25 protein-coding genes and 1 tRNA gene are annotated in these 24,839 nt (G+C 72.4%); 15 read left to right on the top strand and 11 right to left on the bottom strand.

The window, feature by feature from the left end:
* Positions 1-10: 10 nt before the first annotated feature.
* A complete protein-coding gene (locus tag NOSIN_RS21690) occupies positions 11-1,126 on the bottom strand; it encodes a Gfo/Idh/MocA family protein (RefSeq protein ID WP_077692510.1) in 1,116 nt (371 codons plus the stop codon).
* A 68-nt stretch (positions 1,127-1,194) separates the two neighbouring features.
* Entirely contained in the window at positions 1,195-3,600 is a 2,406-nt protein-coding gene (locus NOSIN_RS21685; protein ID WP_077692509.1) for a beta-xylosidase/alpha-l-arabinosidase, read from the bottom strand.
* Between the two features lie 396 nt (positions 3,601-3,996).
* Between NOSIN_RS21685 and NOSIN_RS21680 the strand changes: the two genes are divergently transcribed.
* Positions 3,997-4,620: a TenA family protein gene (locus NOSIN_RS21680; RefSeq protein WP_077692508.1), complete on the top strand. Its 624-nt coding sequence runs from the start codon at positions 3,997-3,999 to the stop codon at positions 4,618-4,620.
* 81 nt (positions 4,621-4,701) lie between these two features.
* Here the strand turns inward: NOSIN_RS21680 and NOSIN_RS21675 are convergent, their stop codons facing one another.
* Positions 4,702-5,244, bottom strand: a complete 543-nt coding sequence (locus tag NOSIN_RS21675) for an SSI family serine proteinase inhibitor (RefSeq protein ID WP_077692507.1) — start codon at positions 5,242-5,244, stop codon at positions 4,702-4,704.
* Between the two features lie 78 nt (positions 5,245-5,322).
* On the opposite strand from NOSIN_RS21675, the gene NOSIN_RS21670 reads away from it, so the two are divergent.
* The 8 genes from NOSIN_RS21670 (at position 5,323) to serS (ending at position 13,166) form a co-directional block, all read left to right on the top strand.
* Complete coding sequence (locus tag NOSIN_RS21670) at positions 5,323-5,658, top strand: rhodanese-like domain-containing protein (protein ID WP_077692506.1); 336 nt, start codon at positions 5,323-5,325, stop codon at positions 5,656-5,658.
* A gap of 250 nt (positions 5,659-5,908) precedes the next feature.
* Positions 5,909-7,912 (top strand): PAS domain S-box protein, encoded by a 2,004-nt coding sequence (locus NOSIN_RS21665; protein WP_077692505.1) that lies wholly within the window; start codon positions 5,909-5,911, stop codon positions 7,910-7,912.
* Positions 7,913-8,035: 123 nt separating this feature from the next.
* Positions 8,036-8,650, top strand: coding sequence for an ATP-binding protein (locus NOSIN_RS21660; RefSeq protein ID WP_077692504.1), 615 nt, complete (start codon positions 8,036-8,038; stop codon positions 8,648-8,650).
* 125 nt (positions 8,651-8,775) lie between these two features.
* A complete protein-coding gene (locus NOSIN_RS21655) occupies positions 8,776-9,132 on the top strand; it encodes an STAS domain-containing protein (RefSeq protein ID WP_171986620.1) in 357 nt (118 codons plus the stop codon).
* Between the two features lie 10 nt (positions 9,133-9,142).
* Complete coding sequence (locus NOSIN_RS21650; RefSeq protein WP_077692503.1) at positions 9,143-10,000, top strand: glycosyltransferase; 858 nt, start codon at positions 9,143-9,145, stop codon at positions 9,998-10,000.
* 36 nt (positions 10,001-10,036) lie between these two features.
* Complete coding sequence (locus tag NOSIN_RS21645; RefSeq protein WP_236743410.1) at positions 10,037-10,654, top strand: DUF4446 family protein; 618 nt, start codon at positions 10,037-10,039, stop codon at positions 10,652-10,654.
* Between the two features lie 9 nt (positions 10,655-10,663).
* Positions 10,664-11,611, top strand: coding sequence for a prephenate dehydratase (gene pheA / locus NOSIN_RS21640; RefSeq protein ID WP_077692501.1), 948 nt, complete (start codon positions 10,664-10,666; stop codon positions 11,609-11,611).
* A 283-nt stretch (positions 11,612-11,894) separates the two neighbouring features.
* Positions 11,895-13,166, top strand: coding sequence for a serine--tRNA ligase (serS, locus tag NOSIN_RS21635; protein WP_077692500.1), 1,272 nt, complete (start codon positions 11,895-11,897; stop codon positions 13,164-13,166).
* A 74-nt stretch (positions 13,167-13,240) separates the two neighbouring features.
* On the opposite strand, the gene NOSIN_RS21630 is transcribed toward serS, so the two are convergent.
* Entirely contained in the window at positions 13,241-13,789 is a 549-nt protein-coding gene (locus NOSIN_RS21630) for a bacterial proteasome activator family protein (protein WP_077692499.1), read from the bottom strand.
* Between the two features lie 33 nt (positions 13,790-13,822).
* The gene (locus tag NOSIN_RS21625; RefSeq protein WP_077692498.1) at positions 13,823-14,797 is read right to left on the bottom strand and encodes an NAD(P)H-quinone oxidoreductase; all 975 of its coding nucleotides are present in this window, start codon (positions 14,795-14,797) and stop codon (positions 13,823-13,825) included.
* 178 nt (positions 14,798-14,975) lie between these two features.
* Between NOSIN_RS21625 and NOSIN_RS21620 the strand changes: the two genes are divergently transcribed.
* The 3 genes from NOSIN_RS21620 to NOSIN_RS21610 all read left to right on the top strand — a co-directional run bounded on the left by NOSIN_RS21620 (position 14,976) and on the right by NOSIN_RS21610 (position 19,087).
* On the top strand, positions 14,976-17,099 hold the full coding sequence (locus NOSIN_RS21620) for a nucleotide-binding protein (RefSeq protein WP_170293742.1): 2,124 nt from the start codon (positions 14,976-14,978) through the stop codon (positions 17,097-17,099).
* 84 nt (positions 17,100-17,183) lie between these two features.
* Positions 17,184-18,092 (top strand): universal stress protein, encoded by a 909-nt coding sequence (locus NOSIN_RS21615; protein ID WP_077692497.1) that lies wholly within the window; start codon positions 17,184-17,186, stop codon positions 18,090-18,092.
* A 62-nt stretch (positions 18,093-18,154) separates the two neighbouring features.
* A complete protein-coding gene (locus tag NOSIN_RS21610; RefSeq protein WP_077692496.1) occupies positions 18,155-19,087 on the top strand; it encodes a universal stress protein in 933 nt (310 codons plus the stop codon).
* Positions 19,088-19,273: 186 nt separating this feature from the next.
* Here the strand turns inward: NOSIN_RS21610 and NOSIN_RS21605 are convergent, their stop codons facing one another.
* From NOSIN_RS21605 to NOSIN_RS21595, 3 genes are all read right to left on the bottom strand, one after another.
* On the bottom strand, positions 19,274-19,657 hold the full coding sequence (locus NOSIN_RS21605; RefSeq protein ID WP_077693703.1) for a VOC family protein: 384 nt from the start codon (positions 19,655-19,657) through the stop codon (positions 19,274-19,276).
* A gap of 115 nt (positions 19,658-19,772) precedes the next feature.
* Positions 19,773-20,000, bottom strand: a complete 228-nt coding sequence (locus tag NOSIN_RS21600) for a GntR family transcriptional regulator (RefSeq protein ID WP_077692495.1) — start codon at positions 19,998-20,000, stop codon at positions 19,773-19,775.
* 31 nt (positions 20,001-20,031) lie between these two features.
* Positions 20,032-20,277, bottom strand: coding sequence for a GntR family transcriptional regulator (locus NOSIN_RS21595; protein WP_077693702.1), 246 nt, complete (start codon positions 20,275-20,277; stop codon positions 20,032-20,034).
* 208 nt (positions 20,278-20,485) lie between these two features.
* Between NOSIN_RS21595 and NOSIN_RS21590 the strand changes: the two genes are divergently transcribed.
* Both NOSIN_RS21590 and NOSIN_RS21585 read left to right on the top strand, forming a co-directional pair.
* Positions 20,486-20,791: a hypothetical protein gene (locus tag NOSIN_RS21590; RefSeq protein WP_143832972.1), complete on the top strand. Its 306-nt coding sequence runs from the start codon at positions 20,486-20,488 to the stop codon at positions 20,789-20,791.
* Positions 20,788-21,042, top strand: a complete 255-nt coding sequence (locus NOSIN_RS21585; protein WP_077692493.1) for a hypothetical protein — start codon at positions 20,788-20,790, stop codon at positions 21,040-21,042. The genes NOSIN_RS21590 and NOSIN_RS21585 overlap by 4 nt, the downstream gene beginning before the upstream one ends.
* 641 nt (positions 21,043-21,683) lie before the next feature.
* On the opposite strand, the gene NOSIN_RS21580 is transcribed toward NOSIN_RS21585, so the two are convergent.
* Positions 21,684-21,772 (bottom strand) — tRNA-Ser (locus NOSIN_RS21580).
* A 316-nt stretch (positions 21,773-22,088) separates the two neighbouring features.
* Here NOSIN_RS21580 and dnaN point away from each other — a divergent pair.
* Positions 22,089-23,231, top strand: a complete 1,143-nt coding sequence (gene dnaN / locus NOSIN_RS21575; RefSeq protein ID WP_077692492.1) for a DNA polymerase III subunit beta — start codon at positions 22,089-22,091, stop codon at positions 23,229-23,231.
* Between the two features lie 219 nt (positions 23,232-23,450).
* Here the strand turns inward: dnaN and NOSIN_RS21570 are convergent, their stop codons facing one another.
* Both NOSIN_RS21570 and NOSIN_RS21565 read right to left on the bottom strand, forming a co-directional pair.
* On the bottom strand, positions 23,451-24,254 hold the full coding sequence (locus tag NOSIN_RS21570) for a DUF2786 domain-containing protein (protein WP_077692491.1): 804 nt from the start codon (positions 24,252-24,254) through the stop codon (positions 23,451-23,453).
* 86 nt (positions 24,255-24,340) lie between these two features.
* A complete protein-coding gene (locus tag NOSIN_RS21565) occupies positions 24,341-24,760 on the bottom strand; it encodes a hypothetical protein (protein WP_077692490.1) in 420 nt (139 codons plus the stop codon).
* Positions 24,761-24,839: the final 79 nt, after the last annotated feature.

Here is a 24,839-nt window from a genome sequence, read left to right as displayed (position 1 = left end):
CGCGGGCACGTCACCATCGGACGCCCCCGCCGTCCATGCGGGTGTGGAACGGCGACTCCGGCCCCAGGTCGGCGGGGGTGACGGGCCGCCCCTGGAAGGCGGAGGCGTAGACCCCCGCGACCAGGCGCATCGTGCGCAGCGACTCGGCGGAGGTCACCGGGGGCGCGGTGCCCCCGCGCAGCGCGGCCAGCACCTGGGAGACCTGGGCGCGGTGACCGCTGTCGGTCCCCCACTCCCCGCCCTCCCAGGCGGCCGTGACCTCATCCTCGTACCCGGGCGCCGGGGTGATCCGCCAGTTGTCGTCGCCGTAGCCGTACAGGTGGACCAGTTCGACGGTGGCCCGCTCGAAGTCGATCCGGATCCGGCTCTCCTCCTGCGGGGAGACCAGGCTGTTGACCACGCTGGCCACCGCCCCGCCGGCGAAGTCCACCCGGGCCAGCGACACGTCCTCGGTCTCGATGTCGCGCGCCTGGCGGCGGGCGACCGCCGAGACCTCCGTCCACTCGCCCAGCAGGGAGAGCAGCAGGTCCATCTGGTGGATGCCGTGCCCCATGGTCGGGCCGCCGCCCTCGGTCTCCCACCTGCCCCGCCACGGCACGTCGAAGTACTCCTGGGGCCGGAACCACGTGGTGTGGCAGGCCGCCACCAGCGGACGCCCCAGCACACCGGCCTCGGCCAGTGCCCGCACCCGCCGGGCGCCCGAGCCGAAGCGGTGCTGGAACACCGTGGCCATCCACGGCCCCCGCTCCCCTCCCTCCGCGGCCGCCATCTTCTCCGCCTCGGCCAGGCTCAGCGCGGGGGGCTTCTCCACCAGCACGGACGCGCCCGCTCCCAGGCAGGCCTCCACCTGGGAGCGGTGCAGTCCGGGCGGCGTGCACACGTGCACCAGCTCCGGCCGTTCCCGGTCCAGCATCTCGGTCAGGTCGGTGTATCCGGCCGGCACGGCGAAACGGGACCGGAACGCGGACAGTGCCTCGGTGTCGACGTCGACGGCGGCGACGATCTCCGCCTGTTCCGGCAGGGAGCGCAGCGCCTCGGCGTGGAAGCGGGCGATGTTCCCGGTTCCGACGAGCGCGACGCGGACCGGGCCCGTGGGCGGACCGGCCGCCGGGGAGGGGGTGCTCATGTGTGGTTGTCTCCTCTGACAGCGGGGGGTACGGGGGGTGGATCCGAGGAGTGCTCAGTCGCGGGGGCTCACCCGCGCGCCACCACCTCCCGTTCCGCGTCGACGGGGGCGAGCTGGACGCCGCACGCCAGGCGGCGGGTGTGGTCTACCAGGCGCGTCGGGCCCTGGAGCAGGACCGGGACGGTGTGCCGGACGTCCTGGCTGGACGCGGACAGCAGCAGTTCCAGGCGGCCGGGCTCGACCATGCGCCGCCCGTCCGGACCGGTGTAGGAGGACAGGTCCGCGTGGACGGTGAAGTCCACCGCCCGCGCCTCGCCCGCCTCCAGGTGCACCCGCGCGTAGCCGACCAGCCGCCTGCGGGGCCGGGCCACCAGGGCGACGGGGTCGTGCATGTAGAGCTGGACGACCTCGGTGCCGGCGGTGCCGCCGACGTTGCGGACGGTGCAGCCGACGGTGACCTCCCCGTCGGTGCCGGCCACGGGGACCTCGCCCGGGAGGGCGGGACCGCCGTTCACACGCGGGTCCTCCCAGGAGAACCGGGTGTAGGACAGGCCGTGCCCGAAGGGGTGGAGCGGTGTGGGGTCCACCGAGCTGACCTCGCTGAGGTGGGCCAGGTCCGGGCCGAGGTAGGTGGTGGGCTGGGCGCCGGACGAGCGCGGCACGGACACCGGCAGGCGCCCGCTGGGGTTGACCCGTCCCGAGAGCACACCGGCCACGGCGGGCATGCCCTCCTCCCCGGGCAGGAAGGCCTGGACGACGGCGGCGAGCCTGTCGGCGACCGGTCCCAGAGCGTAGGGGCGACCGGACACCACCACGGCGACGACGGGGGTGCCGGTGTCGGCCAGGGCCTCCAGGAACTCCTGCTGCACCCCGGGCAGGCGCAGCTCCTCCGCGTCGCAGCCCTCGCCGGAGGTCCCCCGGCCGAACAGGTCGGAGCGGTCGCCGACCACGGCCACGCACACACGGGCGCGTGCGGCGGCCCGCACGGCCTCGTCGAACCCGTCGGTGGAGTCGCCGTCCACCGGGCACCCGGCCCGGTGCTCGACGCTCGTGCCGGGCAGTTCGGCGCGCAGGGACTCCAACAGGGTGGGGATCTCCACGCCGACGGAGGTGTCGGGGTGGCGCCTGCCGACGTGGGCGGGGAAGGAGTAGCACCCGAGCACGGCGTCGGCGGTGTCGGCGAGCGGACCGACCAGGGCCAGGTCCCCGGTGTCGGCCAGCGGGAGCACGTCGCCGGGGTTGGACAGCAGTACCACGGAGTGCTCGGCGAGTTCGCGGGCCAGGGCGCGGTGCTCGGCGGGGTCCAGGTCCACGGGGGCGCCGGGGTCCTCGGGCTCGGGGGTCCACCCCTCGTCGAGCAGGCCCAGCTCGCACTTCTGGAGCAGCACGCGCCGGGCGGCCCTCTCGACCAGGTCCTCGGGCACCTCGCCCGAGCGGACCAGGGCCGCGAGCTGGTCGCCGTAGCAGTGCACGGTGGGCAGTTCGACGTCCACGCCCGCGGCCAGGGCCAGGGCACCGGCCCGCGCGGTGGACTCCGCGACGCGGTGCAGGGTCTGGAGGAAGGCGATGCCGAAGTAGTCGGCGACCACGGTGCCCTCGAACCCCCACTGGTCCCGCAGCAGGCCGGTGAGCAGGCCCGTGTCCGCGGCGGCGGGCAGACCGTCGTTGTCGTTGTAGGCGGACATCACCGATTTGGCGCCGCCGTCGCGCACGGCCATCTCGAAGGGCGGGAGCAGCACGTCGGCGAACTCGCGCGGACCGATCGAGACCGGCGCCAGGTTGCGGCCGCCGCGGGAGGCCGAGTACCCGGTGAAGTGCTTGAGGGTGGCCACGACGCCGCTGGACTGGAGGCCGCGTACGTAGGCGGTGCCCACGGTCGCCACGAGGTGGGGGTCCTCGCCGATGGTCTCCTCGGTGCGGCCCCAGCGGGGGTCGCGGGACACGTCCAGTACGGGGGCCAGGCCCTGGTGGATGCCCACCCGGCGCATGCTCTCCCCGATTTGGGCGGCCATCCGCTCGACCAGGTCGGGGTCGAAGCTGGCGCCCCAGGCCAGGGGGACCGGGTAGATGGTCGCGGTCCAGGCGGCGAACCCGGCCAGGCACTCCTCGTGGGCCACGGCGGGGATGCCGAAGCGGTTGGCGCGCATGACCTCGTGCTGGCTGCGGGCCAGCGACGTGCGTCCGGCGACGGGGTCCACCGGGACGGTGCCGAAGGGGCGGGTGAGCTGTCCGAGGCCGTCGGCGATCACCTGCTCCCACGCCGGCGGTTCCTGGGTGAGGTCGTGCTGGTGTGGTGCGACAGCCTCACCGGAGGCGCCCGCGCGCACCCACACACCGTGCAACTGGGCGACCTTCTCCTCCAGGGTCATCGACCCCAGCAGTCGCTCGACGCGCGTCGCGGCCGGGAGGGAGGGGTCCCGCCAACTCTCGGCGGTGCCCTCCCGTTCGGCGACGTGGTCAGAGGGTCCGGTCATGTAGGTGTGCCTTTCTGTGCTCAGTGAGGGTGCGGGGAGGGGGGTTCCGCCGACTGGTGGATCTCGGGCGCTGGACATCCGAAACTTTCGAAACTAGTATCGAAACTTACTGACGGAGAATGTACGTATTCGCGGTGACCTGGTCAACCCCTCCGAGAGATATAAGTCACAAGCACCCTGTGAGCTGGCATGCGAGAAGGGTTTTCGCTGGTGGGGAAATGAAGGGTTTCATCGAGCCCATCCGCGGGAAGCGCTTGCCTGTCGAAACTTTCGGCAAAGCTGCTGATCAGCCCGATCGGCCGGGACGCCGGGTCGGTCGGGCCGGATGGAGACCGGACCACATCGGGGACTCGGGCCGCGTTGAGGTCTATCTCCGGCGGATGGGACACTCCGGACGTGGGAATCACAGAGCGACTCCATGAGATCGGGCGGCCGCTGGTCGCCGAACAGCTGGCACACCCGACGGTCGCCGGGATCGCCCGGGGCGACCTCGACGACCGGGCCTTCCGGTACTGGCTGGAACAGGACCACCTCTACCTGCTCGACTACGCGCGGGCCTTCTCCCGGCTGGCCTGGCAGGCGCCCGACGAGCACCTCGCCGACCTGGTGGGCATCGCGCACAGCACCCTCAACGAGGAGCTGGAGCTGCACCGCTCCCTGTCCGGGGAGTTCGGCGCGGACCTGACCACCCGTGACAAGGGCCCGGCCTGCTCGGCCTACACCGCGTGGCTGCTCGACGCCGCCGCGGACTACCGCGACGGGCTCGCCGCCGTCTACCCCTGCATGTGGGGCTACAACCAGCTCGGGATCGCCCTGGCGGAGAGGCGCCCCGAGGAGCCGCGCTACCGCCGGTGGGTCGACACCTACGCCGACCCGGAGTTCACCACCCTCACCGAGCACTACGGGAGGATGCTGGAGGAGGCGGCCCCGGACCCCGACCGCGCGGAGCGCATCTTCCTGGAGGGCATGCGCCACGAGGTCGCCTTCTGGGACACGCCCCACACCACGCGTACCACCTGACCCGGCCCGCACGCGAAGGGGGAGCCGGGCCGTCGCGGCCGGGCTCCCCCTCCCCACCGGCCGGGGGCCGGTGCGCCCCGGTCAGGGGTTGAGCACCTTCTCCACGGTCTCGAAGCGCTCGATCTCGCAACCGTTGCGCTTGTTGAACTCGGTGTCGATGGTGGTTTCGCCGATGTGGCCGGTCACGTGGGCGACCTCGGGGCCGCCCACCTGCATGGTGCACGTCATGTCGGAGGTGTCGAGGACGAACGGGTCCACGCCGACCTCCTCGATCTGGGCGCACGCCTCCTCGGGGGCGGGGTGGTCACCGCCCACGGGGGCGCAGGTCAGGGTCCACACCCCCTCCTCGTAGCCTTCGGCGGGGGTCAGGGCCTCGTCGCCGCTCAGGGAGCGTTCGATCGTCAACCGGACTTCGGCGTCGCCGGCCTCCCCGCTGGAGGGGGCCTCGGAGGGTTCCCCGGAGGAGGTCTCGGCCGGATCGGAGGGACTGGTGGTCTCGTCGGACTGGGGTGCCGGCGCGTTCACTTCGGCGGGCTCGTTGCCGCAGGCCGTGATAAGCAGGCCAAGGGCTGCGAGAGCGGCGAGGCGGGTCGGCAGGGCCGTCGCGAAGGTGTGCTGAGCCATACCGTTCGGACGCGGGGAATACCCGCCGGGTTCCCCGGACTCTTACATTTCACGAAGTACGCAGACACAGGGGGTCACATGTTCGGCAACAACGAGGTCCCGGAGGCCAACGCCACCGAGGTGCCCGAGGACGCCTACCTGCTCGACGTCCGCGAGGACGACGAGTGGAACGCGGGCCACGCGCCCGACGCCACGCACATCCCGCTCGGCGAGCTGGGCCAGCGCGCGGCCGAGGTGCCGCAGGACCGGAGGGTCTACGTCGTCTGCCGCGCGGGCGGCCGTTCCGCGCAGGCCGTCGCCGCGCTCAACCAGGCCGGATGGGACTCGGTCAACGTCTCCGGCGGCATGCAGGCGTGGCAGCACGCCGGCCGTGACCTGGCGTCGGAGGCCGGCGCGGAGCCCCGCGTCATCTGAGCCCCCGATCCTCGCCCGGTGAGCTGGCCGGAAACGTTGGTGGTGTGACTGGTGGGGCGCGCCGTTCGGTTGTTCCCGCCCCCGTCGTGACCTCCGGTGCCCGACGGGGTGGCCAGGGGCGGGGGCGTGCTCCACGCACCCGTTCCGGTGGACCATTCCGGTCACGCCACCGGAGGCCCGGCCCCGTCGATTTGGCGCCGATTGCGCAAAGCACTGCCCCCCGGACGCCTCCGGGTGGCACTATGACGTCGTGAGTTCCGAGCGCGCGCCCCTCAGCGCCGAAGCCGTGCTGGCCGCGTCAGCGGACGCGGTGGTCTGTGTCGACAGCGAACTCCGAGTCACCCTCTGGAACCCGGCGGCCGAGCGCCTGTTCGGCTGGCGCGAGGAGGAGGTGCTCGGGGAGGAGCTGCCGATCGTCCCCGCGGAGCTGAAGGCCGAGCACGGCGCGGTGCTCGAACACGTGCGCGCGGGGACGCCGCTGTCCATCCACACGCGCCGGGTGCGCAAGGACGGCGTGGCCGTCGACGTACGGATCAACACCAGCCGCGTGCCCGGCGCCGACGGCGGGGTCGCCGGGTGGGTGCTCAGCCTCTACCCCTCCGACAGCGACGTGCAGGCCCGCTCCTCGGCGATGGAGCGGGCCCGGCTGGTGCGGCGCCTCACCGACGTGGTCGTCGACATCAACGCCGACCTCAGCCGCAGGACCGTGCTCGACCGCATCTCCCGCGGAATCACCGAGCTCACCGGCGCGGACGCGGGCGGCTTCGTCCTGCTCAACGAGGACCGTGTGGAGCTGGTGAGCATCTCCGAGCTGTCGGAGGAGCTGCGGGGGTTCAGCTCGGCGCTGGACGAGAGCCTGTTCGGCGAGCTGCTGCGCAGCGGCAAGTCCGTGCTGCTGGCCAACGAGGACACCCGCGGGTTGCAGGACCTGGTCTGGGCCGACCTGCCCGGGCTGCACACCATCGCGCTGGGCGTGTCCAACGTGCACGGCCGGCCCTACGGGGCCCTGTACGCGCTCTACAGCCAGCGCAAGGTCGGGCACGTGGAGCTGGAGCTGCTCGAACTGCTCGCGGCGCACGCCGGGGTGGCGATCGGCAACGCGCTGGCCTACGAGGAGCTCAACCGCCAGCGCGTCCACGAGCAGGCGGTGGCCGACTCCAGCGCCGACGGGATCGCCGTGCTCGACTTCGGCGGCCGGGTGCTCAAGTGGAACCGCTCGGCGGTGGAGCTCACCGGCTACGGGGCCGAGGTGGTGGAGGGGCGCCACCCGCCCTTCCCGCTGCCCGCCTGCCACGGGCAGCCGGTCAAGCACCGGCTCGGGGACGGGCGCTGGCTGGAGATCCTCATGGCGCAGATCCCGCGGACCAGCGAGTGGGTGGTGGACTTTCGCGACATCACCGCGCAGAAGGCCATGGAGGACGAGCGCGAGGCCTTCCTGGCCACGAGCGGGCACGAGCTGCGCACCCCCATCACCGTCATCCACGGCTACGCCACCACACTGCTGCGCAAGTGGTCCCGGCTCAGCCCGGACTCGCAGTACCAGGCGGTCGGCACCATCGCCGAGCGCTCCTCCGCCCTGGCCACGCTGGTGGACCGGCTCCAACTGGGCTCGGACGTCTCGCGCGGCGAGATGCGGGTGGGCCGCGACCGGTTCGACCTGCCCGAGGTGCTCCGGCAGGCGGTCAGCGCCTTCCGGCCCCTGTCCGACCGGCACGACGTCACCCTGGACGCGCTGCCCCCGCTCCCGCCCACGGCCGGGGACCCGCTGGCCACGAGCATGATCATGGACCAGTTGCTGGACAACGCCCTGAAGTTCTCGCCCGAGGGAGGGCACATCCACGTCAGCGCCCGCGAGGAGGGCGACGCCGTCGCGGTCGTGGTCGACGACGAGGGCGTGGGGCTGCGGCCGGGCGACGAGGAGCGGGTCTTCGACCGCTTCGTCCAGTCCGGGGTGCGAGGCGACGACGCCGACTCCGGTTTCGGCGGACTCGGACTCGGCCTGTACATCGTGCGCCAACTGGCGCGGGACCAGGGCGGCGACGTCACCGCCCAGCGGCTGGAGCGCGGTACGCGCATGCGGTTCACGGTGCCACTGCACCGCGAGGGCGAACCGGAGCCGGCCGAACGGACCACTACACGGTCCGAGCTGCCCCACAGGCAACCTGAGTCCCAGAAAACACCAAAAACATCATCAAGCCCAGAACCCCTGCCACGGCAGCGATCCCCGCGCCTACGCGCGAGCCGTACCCGGTGATTCATCTCGCGGTGGGTTTCCTGGCTGGGTGATCGGGGCATTTCCACCCCTGGTGGAATTCGCTGGCACACATCGGGCGGGTTCCGGACCGCCCGAGACAGCACGAACGCGCAGGGATTCAACGTGTCAGGAGACCACACCCCACTCGACGCCGGGGACCGCCCGCACCAGGTCGAGCGGAACGTCACGCTCCCCTACACCCCCGCCAGCGTGACCGGCGCCAGGCAGGAGCTGTGCCGCGACCTGCGAGCCATGGAGATCGACGAGGACCGCGTGGACGACGCGGCCCTGGTCCTCAGCGAACTCGTCAGCAACGCCCTGCGCCACGCCAGGCCCCTGCCCGACCCGGACAGCCCCGAGGACAGCGTCGGTGTGTCCTGGCGCGCTGAGGTGGACCGCGGGTCGCAGTCGTGCGGCTGGGTGGAGATCGCGGTACGCGACGGCGGATCCAGCACCATGCCCCGCGTGGCGCGCCCCTCCGTCTCCGGCCTGGGCGGCCGGGGCCTGGGCATCGTCCAGACCCTGTCGGGCCGGTGGGGCACCGAGATGGACGCGACCACCACCACGGTGTGGGCGGTCCTGGAGATCTCCGCCGAGGGGAACGCCGACGGGGCGGAGGGCACGGCCGAGGGCCTGCCCGAGGGCCTGGGGGAGCACTCCTCACTGAGCCCGGCCGACGTCGTCGGGCTGCGGCTGCGCGACCAGGACGACGCGAGGGCCTGGAGCGCTCTGATCTGAGCGGGTCCGCGGACGGTTCCGCCCCGGGAGGGAGTTCGGGGAGCACGCCACGGGAACGTCGCCGATGTCGCGAAACACCGCCGCTGAGGTGGCCCGCGGGTGACGGGGCCGCTACAGTCGCGACTGTGGAGTTGAAGATATCGAGCCGGTCTCAGGCAGACGTCGCGGTGGTCACCGTGGGCGGTGAGGTCGACCTGTACACGGCACCCCAGTTGCGCAGCGAACTCGTCGGAGCCCTGGACGAGGGGGCACGACGGCTGCTCGTCGACATGTCGCGGGTGGAGTTCTGCGACTCGACGGGCATCAGCGTGCTGCTCTCCGCCATGAAGCGCTCCCGCGACAAGGGCGGCGACCTGGAGATCGTGGCGCCCAGGCCCGCGGTCACGAAGGTCCTGGAGGTGACCGGACTGGACGAGGTGTTCGTCATCCATCCCGATCTCGACGCGTTGCCGGTGGCCGCGGGGACCGGCACGGCCCCCTAGGCGGGCACGCGTGTTCCGGGGGGAGGACGGCGGTCCGGAGAGTGCCGGGGTCGCCGTGGTGATCGCGGCCAAGGACGAGGCCCAGCGGGTCGGCAGTACCGTCGTGGCCGCACGAGCCCTGCCCGGAGTGGACCTGGTCGTCGTGGTCGACGACGGGTCCGCCGACCGCACGGCCGACGTCGCCCTCGACGCCGGGGCCCGCGTGTTCAGGCACGGCCGCAACCGGGGCAAGGGCGCGGCGATGGAGACGGGCGCGGAGGGCGTCCGGCTCATCGAGGCGTACGGGAGCGGGGCGCACGGAAACGGGGCGACCCGTCATCCCAGGCACCTGCTGTTCCTGGACGCCGACCTGGAGGCCACCGCCGCGGAGGCCGCCCCGCTCATCGATCCGGTCACCGGCGGCAAGGCCGACATGACCATCGCACTCTTCCCCGCCACGCGCACACGCCTGGGCGGGCACGGGTTCGTGGTGCGGCTCGCGCGCGGCGGGGTCCGCAAGGCCACCGGGTGGGAGCCCGAACAGCCCCTCAACGGCCAGCGCTGCGTCACACGCGCCGCCTTCGAGGCGGCCAGGCCGCTGGCCACGGGCTTCGGCGTGGAGACCGGCCTGACCATCGACGTGCTGCGCGCGGGCTTTCGGGTGCTGGAGGTGGAGGTGCCGCTGGAGCACCGGGCCACCGGTACCGACCTGCGCGCGCAGTTGCACCGCGCCCACCAGTTCGCGGACGTGGCCCGGGCGCTGGCGGTACGCGAGTTCCGGCCCACGGCGCGGCGCCGGTGGGACCAGGCCCGGGAGCGCGCGTGGACGGCCCGACGGCAACTGGCGGGCAAAGTCGGGCACATGAGTTGGCGAAATCGCTCCAAGTAACCCCACGGATGCTGTGCGTAGCTATACGCTCGCCCTGTGTTCACTACGATCCTGGCTTTGACCGGAATGCTCTCGGGTCTGGGCGCGCTCGTCCTCGGCGGGTACGCGTTGTCCAGGACCCGGGTGGCCGACAGCGACTCCCGGGCGATCGCCCACCGGGCGGCGGAGGTCGGCGCCTCGGGCGTGGACCCGCTCGCCGTCCGCGACGTGGCGGTGCTCCACTACGACGCCCTGGAGGAGATGTCGGGCGCCCGCTCCTTCTCCCTCGCGCTGCTCAACAGCGCGGGCGACGGCGTGGTCGTCACCTCCATCAACGGGCGCACCGAGACGCGCACCTACGCCAAGCCGGTGATGGGCGGCGACTCCGACATCCTGCTCAGCCCCGAGGAGTACCGGGTCGTCCGCTCGGCCCGCCTGGGCGAGGGGATCGGTACGAGCATGACGGCCGGGAGCACCTCGGCCCGCCCCGCGCCGCAGACCGCGGGGAGCGGCGGGACCGGCGGGGAGCGGGCCGCGCACCCGGGCGCCGCGCCCTCCGGAGCCGCTCCGGGCACCGGTGCCGCGCCGGAGGACGGGGACCCGGAGTCCCTGGTCACCGCCTTCCGCTCCACGGGCCGCCACGGAGAGCCGCGCCCGGGCCGCGGGGCCGTATAGCCTGGCCGCATGCCCAACCGCTACGCCTACCTCGGCCCCGAGGGCACCTTCACCGAAGCCGCGCTGCGCGAGCTGCGCCCGGACGCGCCCGACGGGGCCCGCGTCCCCTGTGAGGGGATCCCGGCGGTCTTCGACGCGGTCCGTTCCGGCGCGGTGGACGGAGGGGTCGTCCCGCTGGAGAACTCGGTCGAGGGCGGCGTCACCGCCACCATCGCCGAACTGGTCAACGGTGAGCCGCTGCTCATCACCGGGGAGAGGGCCGTGCCCGTCGAGTTCGCGCTGTTCGCGCGCGGCGGCGCGGCCCTGGAGGACGTCAAGCGGGTGGCCACCCACCCCCACGCCCTCGCCCAGTGCCGGGGCTGGCTCGCCCGGTACCTGCCCGACGCCGACACGCACACCGTCTCCTCCACGGCCGCCGCGGCGCGCAGCGTGTCCGAGCCCGGCGCGCCCTACGACGCCGCGATCTGCGCGGTGATCGCCGGTGAGCGCTACGGCCTGCGCGCCCTGGCCTCGGGGATCGGCGACCGGTCCGACGCCGCCACCCGGTTCATCTACCTGTCCCGGCCCGGCGCGCTGCCCGGCCCCACCGGCGCCGACCTGACGTCCCTGGTCGCCTTCATCGCCGACGACCACCCCGGCGCCCTGATCGAGGTGCTCAACCAGTTCGCCGTGCGCGGGGTCAACCTCACCAGGCTGGAGTCGCGCCCCACCGGTGACGGGCTCGGCAGCTACTGCTTCTGCATCGACGCCGAGGGGCACGTGTCCGAGGCCAGGGTCGGCGAGGCGCTCATGGGCATCCGGCGGGTGTGCCGGGACGTGCGCTTCCTGGGCAGCTACCCGCGCGACGGCCGGGCCGCCGTGACCACCCCGCCGCTGCGGCCCCGCCCGGCCACCGACGCCGACTTCGTCGAGGCCGAGCGGTGGCTGGCACGCGTGCGGGCCGGCCGGGTCGACTAGAACCCTCACCGGATGATCTTGCTCCCAGTGGCACTCCCGACCGCCGACAGTGCCGCTGGGAGCAAGATCATCGCCGTCGAAGCGTGTCGGGGTGTCCCCCGGGCGCGCGGCCTCCGATGCCCCCGGTGCGCCGGCGGGCTCCTCGGCGGCCGTCCCGCCCACCGGATTCACCGCCGTCCCCCCGCCAGGTCCTGTCACGGGGAGGACGCCGTTTCCCCACACCCGTGACGCGGTTGTGGAAAAGATGTCGGGGAGATCGGACCCGGGCGGTAACCTGCAAGGCGTGATCGACCTTCGCGCTCTTCGAGAAGACCCCGAACGACTCCGTGCCTCGCAGCGGGCCCGCGGGGAGGACCCCGCCGTCGCCGACCGGCTGCTCGAACTGGACGCCGGACGCCGCTCCGCGCTGTCCCGCTTCGAGACCCTGCGCGCCGAGCAGAAGAGCGTGGGCAAGTCCGTCTCCAAGGCCTCCCCCGAGGAGCGCGAGGAGCTCCTGGTCCGGGCCAAGGCGCTGGCCGCCGAGGTCAAGGAGGCCGACGCCGAGGCCGGCCGCCTCGCCGACGAGCTGAACGCCGCCCTGGCCAGGGTGCCCAACCTCGTGGAGGAGGGCGCGCCCGAGGGCGGTGTGGACGACTTCGAGGTCCTGGAGACCGTCGGCACCCCGCGCTCGTTCGACTTCACCCCGCGCGACCACCTGGAGCTGGGCGAGATGCTCGGCGCCATCGACATGGAGCGCGGCGCCAAGGTCTCCGGCTCCCGGTTCTACTTCCTCACCGGCGTGGGCGCACGGCTGGAGCTGGCGCTGCTCAACATGGCGATGAACCAGGCCGTCCAGTCGGGCTTCACGCCGATGATCCCGCCGGTGCTGGTCAAGCCCGAGACCATGGAGGGCACCGGGTTCCTCGGCGAGCACTCCGACGAGGTCTACCACCTGCCCTCCGACGACCTCTACCTGGTGGGCACCTCCGAGGTGCCGCTGGCCGGATACCACGCCGGGGAGATCCTGCCCGCCGACGCACTGCCCCACCGCTACATCGGCTGGTCGCCGTGCTTCCGCCGCGAGGCGGGCTCCTACGGCAAGGACACCCGCGGCATCATCCGGGTGCACCAGTTCAACAAGGTGGAGATGTTCGTCTACACCCACCCGGACCAGGCGCACGAGGAGCACAAGCGGCTGCTCGCCTGGGAGCGGGAGATGCTGGACAAGCTGGAGCTGCCCTACCGCGTGGTGGACATCGCCGCCGGCGACCTGGGCACCAGCGCCGCCCGCAAGTACGACTGCGAGGCGTGGGTCCCCACCCAGGAGACCTACCGGGAGCTGACCTCCACCTCCAACTGCACCGAGTTCCAGGCCCGCCGCCTCAACACGAGGTTCCGGGACGAGGACGGCAAGTCCCGCTTCGCCGCCACCCTCAACGGCACGCTGGCCACCACCCGGTGGATCGTCGCCATCCTGGAGAACCACCAGCGCGAGGACGGCTCCGTGACGGTCCCCGAGGCACTGCGCCCCTTCCTGGGCCTGGACGTCCTGGAGCCGCTCAGCGGGAGGAAGTAGGCCCCCGCGAAGCAGGCCCGTACGCGACGGAGCCCGCCCCCGACCGGTCGGGGACGGGCTCCGTCGCGTGAGGACTACAGGTACGGGCCGGAGCCGTGGGGCTCCTCACCCGGACCGCCGGGGCCGCCGGGACCCTGGGCCTGGAGACCGGCGGCGACGCCGGGCGGCAGGGCCTTGCGCATGTTCTCCAGTTGGGCGCGGGCCGCCATCTGCTGGGCGAACAGGGTCGTCTGGATGCCGTGGAACAGGCCCTCCAGCCAGCCCACCAGCTGCGCCTGCGCGATACGCAGCTCGGCGTCGCTGGGCGCGGAGCCCTCCGCGAACGGAAGGGTCAGCCGCTCCAGCTCCTCGATGAGCTCGGGGGCCAGGCCGTCCTCCAGCTCCTTGATGGAGGAGGTGTGGATCTCCTTGAGGCGGGCACGGCTCGCCTCGTCCAGCGGGGCGGCCTTCACCTCGTCCAGGAGCTGGCGGATCATGCTGCCGATCCGCATCACCTTGGCGGGCTGCTCCACCATGTCGGCGAGGGTACGGGGCTCCTCCGCACCGTCCTCCTCGGGGCCCTCCTGCTGGTCGCCCATGACCAGTACCTGGGGCCGCTCGTTCGGGTTGTCTGCGCTGCTCATCAGTCCCCTTACGTGGATATCACCGGCACGCCGTCAACGGGTGAGAAGGATCTTTCCGGTGTGCGCGCTCGTTTCCATGACGCGGTGCGCCTCCGCCGCGTTCCGCATCGGGACCGAGCGGTCGACGACGGGGCGGACGACTCCTTGTTCTACCAACGGCCACACCTGCTCGAGTACTCCCGAGACGATGGCCGCCTTCTCGTCCCGGGGACGGGAACGAAGGGTCGTCGCCTGCACGGAAAGCCTTTTCACGAGCATACGCCCCAGGTCGGCCTCGGCACGGCGGCCGCCCATCAGCGCGATGATCACCAGGCGGCCGTTCGTGGCCAGGGAGCGCAGGTTGGCGTCCAGGTAGGAGCCGCCCATGATGTCGAGGACGACGTCGGCGCCGCCCGCCTCGCGCATGCGCTCGGTGAAGTCCTCGTCCTTGTAGTTGATCAGGATCTCGGCGCCCAGTTCGCGGCAGCGCTCCAGCTTCTCCGGGCTGCCCGCCGTGACGGCCACCCGGGCGCCCAGGGCGCGGGCGAACTGGACGGCGAAGGTGCCGATGCCGCTGCCGCCGCCGTGGACCAGGACGGTCTCCCCGGCGCGCAGGCCCGCGACCATCACCAGGTTGGACCACACGGTGCAGGCCACCTCGGGCAGCGCGGCGGCCTCCACCAGGTCCACGCCCCGGGGGATCGGCAGCAGTTGGCCCACCGGTACGGCGACCCTCTCGGCGTAGCCGCCCCCGGTCAGCAGGGCGCAGACGGGGTCGCCGACGGACCAGCCCGACTCCTCGGTGCCGGGGCCGAGCTCCGCGACGGTGCCCGAGCACTCCAGGCCCGGGTACTCGGAGGCGCCTGGGGGAGGCGAGTAGTTGCCCTGGCGCTGGGCCACGTCGGCCCGGTTGGCCGCGCTGGCGGCCACGTCCACAAGGACCTCCCCTTCGCCGGGGACGGGGTCGGAAACCTCGGACCAGGTCAGGACTTCGGGGCCGCCCGGTTCGGTGATACGGATCGCGTGCATGAGCCAGACAGTACCCGGGGAGGTTCCCCGCCAGTCAACGGATCACTCTGTTCATCCGTCCCGGAGGTACGCCGGTGGGGCCGGAAGGGTAGGAGTGGTCCCAGGGAGTGGGCCGGCCCCTTCCCCGCTGCGGCACCCCTCCCTCCACAGCACACCCCCTTGAAGCAGGAGAACTCCGGTGGCACACCAGGAACAGAACGGGTCGGATCGGGACGCCGAGGCGGGCTCCGTACCGGAGGCCGAGGAGCTGGTCGGGCCGGACCGCCCGGTCGAGGACCCGGCTGAGGGCCCGGAGGAGTTCGCGGAGGCGGGCACCGAGGCCCCGTCCGGTACGGCGGCGCCCGCGCCCTCGCCCCGGGAGCAGTGGTTCGGCGGGTTCGAGGGGGCCGCTCCGCCCCCGCCGCCCTACGCGCGGATGCCCGAGGACACGCCGTTCCCGGCGCCGGGGGCGGGACAGCCGGATCCGGGACACCCGGGGTCGGCGCCCGTGGACGGCGGCGGGGACGGGGGATCCGACGGGAACGTCGGTGGGAACACCGGTGGGAACACCGGTGGGGACGTCGGTGGAGACGCTGGCGGGACGTGGCGGTCGGAGCCGCGGCCGGGACCGAAGCCGGGGCCGGGGCCGTTCCGGTCGTCCGCGGTACCCGGGCCCTCGGACCCGTCCGGGGCGGTCGGGACGTCTGAGGCACACGAGGCATACGAGGCGCGTGAGCCACACAGGCTCTCCGAGGTGTCCGAGCTGCCTGAGGTGCCGGACGTGCTTGAGGTGCCGGAGACCTCGGAGGCTTCTGACGTCGGCGAGGAGCCTGATGGCTCCGGCGACGCCGGGGACGAGGTGCGGGGCAGCACGGTCCGGCTGCTGCCGGGCGCCTCGCGCGGGCGCCCGCAGCGTCCCGAGCGCCCGCAGCGGCAGCGGCTCCAGCGCCCCACGAGGCCGGGCGGTGAGCCGGACCCGCTGGCGCACCGCGGGCCGCGCCGCGACTCCGACGTACCCGAACCCGAGCAGCTGCCCCCGCTGGAGACCGACCACGGTGACCCTCCCGGCCGGGAGGACCAGGGCGGGTCCGGTCCCGGCGCGATCACTCCGGGGCCGGGGCTCGGAGCGGCCTCCGGCGCCGGGACCGTCCCCGGGACGCGGCCGGGCGGCGGACTCCCCGAGCACGACGGTTCCTTCCCTCCCGAGCCCGACACCCCCTTCCCACCCGCGCCGACGGGCGCCCCGCAGGGGCGTCCAGAACCGCCGCCCACGCTCACCGGGCCACGTGCCGACCTCGCGCCACCGGCGAGGCCGACGGCGCCGCCGGGCGCGGACGCACCGGTGGCTCCGCCGGCGGGCCCGCCGGACCGGCGGCGCGACGGGCGGGACCGGGAGACCTCCGACTCCCTCAACGCCGCCACCCTCGTGCGCAACCGGCGCCAGGGCCCCAGCGGCGGCTGGAGGCGGGCCGTGCACAGCGCCACCCTGGGCCTGGTCAACCCGGGGGAGTCCGCCAAGGTGCTGCGCCGGCGCGAGCTGGTGGCCCGTGCCTGCACGCCCGTGGCGACCGGACATCACCGGGTGGCCGTGCTCAGCCTCAAGGGCGGTGTCGGCAAGACCACCACCACGGTCGCCCTCGGCGCCACCCTGGCGTCCCTGCGCGGCGACCGGGTGCTGGCCGTGGACGCCAACCCCGACCGGGGCACGCTCTCGGACAAGGTGCGGCTGGAGACCGCCGCGACGATCCGCGACCTGCTCAACGAGCGCCACCTGGTGTCGCGCTACGCCGACATCCGGGGGTTCACCTCCCAGGCGCCCAGCCGTCTGGAGATCCTGGCCTCCGACCGCGACCCGGCGGTCTCCGAGGCGTTCAGCGACTCCGACTACCGGGAAGTGGCCCGCATCGTCGAGCACTTCTACTCCATCTGCATCACCGACTGCGGCACCGGCCTGCTGCACGCGGCGATGCGGGGGGTGCTGGGCCTGGCCGACCAGGTGGTCCTGGTCAGCTCGGCGTCCGTGGACGGGGCGCGCAGCGCCAGCGCCACCCTGGACTGGCTGGAGGCGCACGGCCACGATGCCCTCGTCCGCGGCGCGGTGGTGGTGCTGTCGATGGTGCGGTCCGACAGCAAGAGCAGCGTGGACCTGAACCGGTTGCAGGAGCACTTCGCGGGGCGGTGCCGCGACGTGGTGCGGGTGCCGTGGGACGGGCACCTGGAGGAGGGCGCCGAGGTGGACCTCGAACAGCTCGCGCCCGCCACGCGGGACTCCTACCTCCAACTGGCCGCGTCCGTGGGGGAGGCGTTCGCCTGGCAGAGGTGAGGGCCCGGACACGGTGGGCGCGGACCCCTTCCTGGTTTCCGGGATCCGGTTTCGGACAGGGGAGGAGGAAGGGAAGGGGTCAGGATGAACGCACAGGGACATCCGCCCGCGATCGTGGTGGGCGTGGACGGGACACCCGCCTCCCACGCCGCCTTGATCTGGGCGACCGAGGAGGCGGCCAGGCGCGGAGCACGGCTGCGGATCGTGCACGGCCTGGGCATGCCGGTGGTGATCGGCGCCTACGGCGGCGCGGGGGGCTTCGCCGTCGAGGACCTGCGTCAGGCGGGGCACGACCTGCTCGCCGCGGGCGCCGCGTACGTGCACCGGGCCCGGCCCGAGGTGGACGTGGAGACCTCCCTGGCGCCGGAGGACGCGCCCGCCGTCCTGCTCAAGGAGGCCGGACCCGAGGACGTCATCGTGATGGGGACGCGCGGCCTGGGCGGGATCCGGGCGATCATGCTGGGCTCGGTCAGCGTGCGGACCTCCTCGCACGCGCCCTGCCCCGTGGTGGTCGTCCCCAACCTGGAGAAGCCGCCGCCGCGCCGGGGCCGCGTCGTGGTGGGAGTGGACGGGTCCGACTCCTCCCGCCGAGCACTGCGCTTCGCCCTGCACGAGGCCCTGGTGAGCGGATCGGAGGTCGTGGTGGTCAACAGCTGGCAGGTTCCGCTGCCCGCGGACGCCGAGTCGCTGGCCGCCGACGCCCGCGCCCTGCACGAGGAGACGTTCGACCGCCAGTCCGAGGAGGTGGTCGCGGGGCTGCTCGCCGAGGTGGTCGACGACCGGACCGAGCACCTGGAGATCAGCGCGGTCCGGACCCAGGCCAACCCGGTGGACGCCCTGGTGGAGGCGTCCCAGGACGCGGACCTGCTCGTCGTGGGCTCGCGTGGCCAGGGAGGAGTCCGGGGGCTGGTGATGGGCTCGGTCAGCCAGGGGGTGCTCCAGCACTCCGAGGTGCCCGTCGCCGTCCTGCCGCCGTACTCCGAGGACGAGTGACCCGTGCCGCTGCCGCCCGCGGCGGGGTATGTGTCCTGCTGAGAACGCTTTGAGGGGGAACCATGGCAGTCAACGAGGAGCGCTCGCCCAGGGTGGTCGTGGGGATCGACGGTTCCGACCACTCCTGGGCGGCACTGGACTGGGCGGCCGCCGAGGCCGCGCGCAGGGGTACGCCGATCCTGGCCGTGTACGCGCTGGGGATGCCGGTGATCGTGTCGGCCGACGCCTGGGCCGGCCGCTTCGAGCCCACCGACGAGATCTCGGACCAGGCCATGGGGGTGATGAACCGGGTGACCGAGCGCGTCCGCGAACTCCAGCCGTCTGTGGAGGTGGAGACGGACACCGCCCTGGACGAGGCGCCGCTGGCACTGTTGCGGCACTGCCGTCCCCACGACCTGCTCGTGGTCGGTACACGGGGACTGGGCAGGGTCGCGTCGATGTTCGTGGGCTCGGTCAGCGTCCGGGTGGCGGCCCAGGCGCACTGCCCCGTCACGGTGGTGCCCTCGAGTGAGGGCAGGCCCGCGACGACCTCCCTGAACCGGGTCGTGGTCGGCGTGGACGGCTCCACACACTCGCGCAGGGCCCTGGACCTGGCCGTGGACCTGGCGAGCGAGGGCGAAGGCGAGCTCGTCGTGGTCAACAGCTGGGAGGTGCCCTATCCCTACGACCCGGTCGCGATGACCGCCATGGGCTACGAGCCCCAGGAGAAGATATTCGACCGCAAGTCCGAGGAGCTCGTGGCCGGGATGCTGGCCGACGCCGCCGACGAGCGCCGCGAGGGCCTCGACGTGGAGGTCAGCGTGGTGCGTACCCAGGACACTCCGGTCAACGCGCTGCTCCGGGCGGCCGAGGGCGCCGACGCCATCGTCGTGGGCTCCCACGGGCGGGGGGCCGTGCGCGGCCTGATCATGGGCTCGGTCAGCCAGGGCGTGCTGCACCGCTCCGAGATCCCCGTGGTGGTCCTCCCCCGCCGCGCCGAGGAGGAAGAGGGCTAGGTTCCGTCTGGTGGACTCGGCCTTGTGCCTGTGCCTGTGCCTGCGGGGGTGGCGAGGGCGCCGACGGGGCTGCCGGAGGTCTCGCGGGCGCGCCCGTGAGGTACGGACGGGCGCACCCGCGAGTTCTTTGTGCCTGCGGCGTCCGAGCACGGGGCGAGGCGCGGCGGAGCCTCAAGGAGACACGGCCTAGCCGGGCGGCTCGGGCGTGGCGGGGTACTCCAGGCAGAAGGGGTGCCCGGCGGGATCGGCGTAGACACGGAACAGGTCGTCGGGGTCGTCCTCGACGACCGCCAGGCGCCTGGCTCCGAGCTCCAGCACCCTCTCCTCGGCGGCGTCGATGTCCTCCACCCGGATGTCGAGGTGCATCTGCTGCGGCCGCGCGGGATCGGGCCACTCGGGCGGCTGGTGGTCCGGTGCGTACTGGAACGCCAGCCGGGGCGGTTCGTGTCCCACCACCACCCAGTGCGCGTCCCTGCGGGTCACGGGCAGCCCGAGCAGCTCGGCGTAGAAGTCCGCGAGCGCGCTGGGGTCGGGGCAGTCGATGGCCATGGCGCTGACTCGTCCGATCATGTCCAGCACCCTTCCCCGATGCGCCGAAACGATGCGCGGCATGTCGACACGTCCCCAGAGCGACAGGTATCCCCCGCACCGAGATTCTCCGTGCAACTCCGGCCGGTGGTGCTGCCTACCGTTCCCGAACGGTGGAACCGATCCCGGGCTCCGTGCGCGTCAGCCCCCGGTCGCGCAGTCCCGCGAGCGCCTTCTGCGCCGTCGCGGAGGCCACCTGGAACTCGTCCATGAGCTTGAGTACCGAGGGAACGCGGGCTCCCGGCGGGTACTCACCCGCCCGGATGCGCCTCTCCAGTTCGTCCGCTATCTGCACCCACCTGGGCAAACCCTCGCGCCACTCCATGCCGGCAGCTGCACCTCGCTGGTTCGTGAAGCTACTTCCGGAACGTGCCGCGCTGGGGCACGGTGAACACCAGCCCCTCCTCCACGAGCACGGCGATGGCACGTCGCACCGTGGAGCGGGCGAGGCCGTACTGCTGGGTCAGGTCCGTCTCGCTGGCGATACGGCGACCGGCCTCCCAGTCTCCTCGCGCTAGGCGCGCCCGGAGGATGCCTGCCAACTGCTTGTACTCCGTGAGCGGCGCTTCCGGATCGATCTCGGCGTCAGGGTCGAACTCCATGGACATGAAGCTATTCGTGTCGACTCAACCTCCCTCCAAGGGATACGTATCTCTACGTATAGATACAAGGGAATACAAGGGAGTACTATGGAGCCCCCGCGCACAGCGGGACCCCGCGACGCGCGCTAACGCGTCCGGGGCCGTGGTCAACGCTTTCGGGAGCGCCGACATGCACCACCTTATGGCTCTGTTGTCCCTATTCCTGCGAGTGATCCGCCCAACACGGGGGCTCCACGCCGCGCCGCTCGTCCTCACCCGCGAACTGCGTGCGGAAGCCCGCAGGCGCCGCGTCTCCCGGGTGCGCCGCTTTGTGGCCGACCTCGGGACCGTCGCGAGCGTGCCGGTTCCCCCGGCCCCCGCTCCGCGCCCGGCTCCGGGCGACACCCCACGGGAGTCCCTGCCCGTGGTCGACCCTCCGGAGGCCTTCGTGCGCGGGTACTACATGGACTATGAGATCCGCCAGCGCCGTTCCCCGGGTGGGGACCTCCCGCTGCACCTGGGGGCGGTCGCATGAGCACGCCGCTCCCCTGGGGCGCTCCCGAACCGGACCTCCCCACCGGGCTGTACGACTCCCTGTCCGAGGCGCTCCGGTCCCGTCCGCGCCATGCCGGTGAGGCCCATACGGCGCTGCGCGAGGCCGACCGGCTGCTGTCGCTGCTGGACACCCACCTGCGCGCGGGTGGGCTGCCTCCGGAACCCTGGCGGTTCGCCGGTCACGACCGCGGAGAGCAGCGGCTGAGGGTGTCCGGCTCAGAGCGCACATAGCACCGTGTTCCGGACCTGTGTCACGGGACCGACGGAGCCATGTGCAACCATGTTCGCCGGGTCGCGCCTCGGCGCTTTCCTCGGCGGCCGAGGCAGCCTGTCGTGACGAGCGCAGGCGGACCCCTCAGAGACCCCCGTGTGCCCTGACGTCTCTTCGAGACCACGGCGGCCAGGGCACGCGGGCCTTTCCCCGGCTCCTCGACACCGCCATGGCCGATGCCTACGGAGCGGGTTTCTCTTCCGTGGGAGGGGAAGCCTGGTGTGCGAGGAAGTCACGGCGTTCACGGTTGTACGCTCTGATCCCCACAGCCAGGTGGAAGATCCACATGCAGGTCCAGAACGCCGCCATGATGTTGACCTGACCTTCGGTCACCCATGTCAGTACCGCACATACTCCTCCAAGCAGCACGGCGAGGGCGGGAACGGTGACCGGCCAGCGGGCTGGAGGTGTGGTGGTACTCATCGGGTGGGGGCTCCCGCTCTCTGCCGTTGGGGCGCTCTGATACCGACTCCTACCGGTAAGACGACCCGGGCCGGGCGGATCGCGCAACCCCTGGTTCCCGGACGCACCGAGGGCCGGTGTTCCCGGTCCGTTGACGCCTGACGCGCCACGGCCCGGGCCCACCGGCCCCCGGTCTCTGCGGAGGGTGTGGGATTTGAACCCACGAAGCCCCGTCAAGGACTTGGTGCTTTTCAAGAGCACTGCACTCGGCCGCTATGCGAACCCTCCAGGCGGAGAGGAGATCTCCGCCAGTCATGGTAGCCCACAGCCCCGCGTGCGCGAGGAGGCCATCGCCGGGCTGGCCGCGGGCGAGCGTCCGGGCTCCCCGTCGAGGCCGATCCGCGCACCGGAGACGGCACCGTCACCGGCGGCACGAGCCTCGTCTGGACGCTGCGCCCCGACCGGAAGCAGCACCTCACGGGCCCCATGTCACCGCCTCCGGCCGGACCGCGTTTCCGTCGGTCCTGCCAGGGGCGATTGTCGGTACGGCTGGGTACGTTGTCGGCAACAACAGCTACGAGGAGGCCTCACCGTGAAACTTCGAGTGGACCGCGACGCGTTCGCCGAGGCGGTCGCCTGGACGGCCCGGGCCCTGCCCACCCGGCCCGCCGTCCCGGTACTCGCGGGGATCCGCCTGGAGCTCTCCTCCGACGGTTCCACCCTGCACCTGTCCGGGTTCGACTACGAGATCTCCACCCGCGCCTCGGTGGAGGTCCTCTCCGAGGACCCCGGCTCCGCCCTCGTACCCGGTCGCCTCCTGGCCGAGATCGTGCGCAACCTGCCGTCCGGGTCGGTGCACATCGACACCGACGGCTCCAGACTGCTGATCTCCGGGGGTGCGGCGCGCTTCACCCTCATCACCATGCCGCTGGAGGACTACCCCACCCTGCCCGGCATGCCAGGTCGCATCGGCTCGGTCTCCGCCGACGCCTTCGCCGCCGCCGTGCGCCAGGTGGCCCCGGCCGCCAGCCGCGACGACACCCTGCCCATGCTCACCGGCGCCTACCTCGACTTCACCGGCGACACCCTGAGGGTGGTCGCCACCGACCGCTACCGCATCGCCGTGCGCGAGCTGTGGTGGAGCCCCGAGGACCAGGGCATCGACGTCTCCGCCCTGGTGCCCGCGCGCACGCTCAGCGACACCGTGCGCGGCCTCCTCACCCGGTCCAACGTGGACATCGCCCTGTCCACGAGCAGTGTGGGCGAGGGCGTCAGCCTGTCCCCGGGCGAGGGCATGATCGGCTTCGAGAACGGCGAGCGCCGCACCACCACCCGGCTGATCGACAGCGAGTTCGTCAAGTACGCCGCCTGGTTCCCCAAGGAGTTCTCCGCCCGCGCCGAGGTGGCCGTGGCGCCGCTGATGGAGGCGGTCAAGCGCGTGGCGCTGGTCGCCGACCGCAACACCCCGCTGCGCCTGGCCTTCTCCGGAAGCGAGGTCGTGCTGGAGGCGGGCTCGGGCGAGGACGCCCAGGCGATGGAGGCGATCGGGGTCGGCTACGAGGGCGACCCGATACGGCTGGCCTTTCGCCCCGACTACCTCATGGACGGGCTGTCGGGGATGGAGGGCGACACCGCGCACCTCAACTTCACCGAGCCGACCAAACCCGCGGTGTTCACCGACGCGCCGGCCAAGGAGGGCGAGGAGCCGTCCTTCCGTTATCTGGTTCAGCCTTTGCGGGTGTCCTGAACTGGGGTTTTGGTCCCTTTCTCTGCCGGACCGCCACGTTATCCACAGAGTTATCCACAGGAAGTCGATCTTCCTGTGGATAACCCGGGGTAACACCCTCGCGAAACACCCGAACCGCCCCCGTTGAACCCTCGCATTTCGGCTCTGACATGCGAAAACAGCCACGGGAGCGGTTCTGTGCACAGCCTGTGGAAAACTTTTCGCCGCAGTCGAAAAGGACTACTCGTTCTCGGTCAGCGTGGAGGACCCACCACGGGTCACGGGGGTCTCCAGACCGAGTTCGGCCTGACGTCCCCGCCGGTAGCCCGCCCGATATCCCGCGGGACTGTGCGTGCGCTCGGGGCGGTGCTTGCGCAGTTGCGGGAACTGCTTCTGGAACTCCTCGGTCACCCGGTGCACGTCGTCCTTCAGCACCAGCTCCGCGCCGCGCACGGAGTCCACGCCCTCCACCGGCCCTCCGGCCTCGTCGGCCGTGGCCATCTCCTGCAACCGAGTCCGGAACTCGCGGATGCGCTCGGCCACCGCCTGCCCGTAGGCACGCACGAACGACCGGTAGTAGCGCTTGCGCTCGGTCTCCAGCTCCGAGCGCGTGTAGTTGCGCAGTTCCCGGATGTCGGTCACGTGTGAGGAGCTCATGAACTTCGCCGAGGCCTCCATCTGCATGGAGATCGAGGGCAGCAGAATCCGCAGTGCCTCCAGCGCGTTCACCGTGCCCACCAGGATGATGACGCGTTCGGTGTTCTCCGAGGTGTTGCCCCGTACCGCGGACTGACAGCCGTAGGCGGCGGCGATGTCGGCCAGCGCCCGCACCCGCGCCTTACCGTGGCCCCCCAGCCCCGGCACGGTGTAGTCCATGCGGCTGATCGTGTCCGGCTCCTCGCCCCTCTCAGCGCGGGCTTCGGCCTCGGCGATCGCGTGGCGGGTCATCAGCTCGGCGGCCTTGGCGGTGAACGCCTGGCTCTCGGCATCAGTAACCGCGGGGTCCTCCGCCATGCGGAGGAGCCCGCGGACCCGCTCGACCATCTTCTGACGAGCAGATTCAGTCATCGGCGCCCGGTTGCTCCCGTAGGTGAGTGTCTGGCTCCCGCCTTGGGCGGAAAACACCGAGCCTAGGCGTTCTTGTCCCCAACCACCATCGCGATGAGTCCCACGGTGATCCAGATCGCCGCCGCGACGAACAGTCCGCCGAAGACACCGCCGATGATCGAACCCGTGAAGATGCTGACGAGGGCGTAGCCCGCACCGCCGATTCCGGCGGGCACGGCCGCGTACCGGAACGGGTAGGAGGCCGCGTAGCGCCTGCCCCGGCGGTCGGACTTCCTGCCCATCACGCCGCCCACGCCGCCGATCAGGGAGAAGAAGATCACTGCGGCGGTCAGCCCGGAGGCGATGGCACCGAGGCCGGAGCCCAGGTTGAGGAGGAAGAAGAGGGCCCCGCCGGCCGCGCCGCCCAGCACGGAGGTGGTCCAGGGCCAGATCATCGTCGCCGAGGCGACGGGAGTGAAGGCGTTACCGCGCTCCAGCGTCATGTCCACTGCTCCAGTCGAATAGCGTGACGACCGCTCTTCGCCGGGCGGTCCTCTCCAGCATGCAAGGCCGGGGCCTCGA

Origin of the sequence: Nocardiopsis sinuspersici, from assembly GCF_001998325.1 — a bacterium.
GTDB classification, from domain to species: domain Bacteria; phylum Actinomycetota; class Actinomycetes; order Streptosporangiales; family Streptosporangiaceae; genus Nocardiopsis; species Nocardiopsis sinuspersici.
The sequence above is the reverse complement of the archived record's forward strand: the minus strand, read 5'-3'. Positions and strand labels throughout refer to the sequence as shown.

Bases quoted from the DNA above. Each gene is read 5' to 3' on its own strand.
- NOSIN_RS21630 (WP_077692499.1), bottom strand. From the start codon at position 13,789: ATGAGCAGCGCAGACAACCCGAACGAGCGGCCCCAGGTACTGGTCATG.
- NOSIN_RS21675 (WP_077692507.1), bottom strand. From the start codon at position 5,244: ATGGCTCAGCACACCTTCGCGACGGCCCTGCCGACCCGCCTCGCCGCT.
- NOSIN_RS21565 (WP_077692490.1), bottom strand. From the start codon at position 24,760: ATGACGCTGGAGCGCGGTAACGCCTTCACTCCCGTCGCCTCGGCGACG.
- NOSIN_RS21585 (WP_077692493.1), top strand. From the start codon at position 20,788: ATGAGCACGCCGCTCCCCTGGGGCGCTCCCGAACCGGACCTCCCCACC.
- NOSIN_RS21615 (WP_077692497.1), top strand. From the start codon at position 17,184: ATGAACGCACAGGGACATCCGCCCGCGATCGTGGTGGGCGTGGACGGG.
- NOSIN_RS21610 (WP_077692496.1), top strand. From the start codon at position 18,155: ATGGCAGTCAACGAGGAGCGCTCGCCCAGGGTGGTCGTGGGGATCGAC.
- NOSIN_RS21600 (WP_077692495.1), bottom strand. From the start codon at position 20,000: ATGGAGTGGCGCGAGGGTTTGCCCAGGTGGGTGCAGATAGCGGACGAA.
- NOSIN_RS21570 (WP_077692491.1), bottom strand. From the start codon at position 24,254: ATGGTCGAGCGGGTCCGCGGGCTCCTCCGCATGGCGGAGGACCCCGCG.
- NOSIN_RS21670 (WP_077692506.1), top strand. From the start codon at position 5,323: ATGTTCGGCAACAACGAGGTCCCGGAGGCCAACGCCACCGAGGTGCCC.
- NOSIN_RS21625 (WP_077692498.1), bottom strand. From the start codon at position 14,797: ATGCACGCGATCCGTATCACCGAACCGGGCGGCCCCGAAGTCCTGACC.
- NOSIN_RS21595 (WP_077693702.1), bottom strand. From the start codon at position 20,277: ATGGAGTTCGACCCTGACGCCGAGATCGATCCGGAAGCGCCGCTCACG.
- NOSIN_RS21685 (WP_077692509.1), bottom strand. From the start codon at position 3,600: ATGACCGGACCCTCTGACCACGTCGCCGAACGGGAGGGCACCGCCGAG.
- NOSIN_RS21605 (WP_077693703.1), bottom strand. From the start codon at position 19,657: ATGATCGGACGAGTCAGCGCCATGGCCATCGACTGCCCCGACCCCAGC.
- NOSIN_RS21690 (WP_077692510.1), bottom strand. From the start codon at position 1,126: ATGAGCACCCCCTCCCCGGCGGCCGGTCCGCCCACGGGCCCGGTCCGC.
- pheA (WP_077692501.1), top strand. From the start codon at position 10,664: ATGCCCAACCGCTACGCCTACCTCGGCCCCGAGGGCACCTTCACCGAA.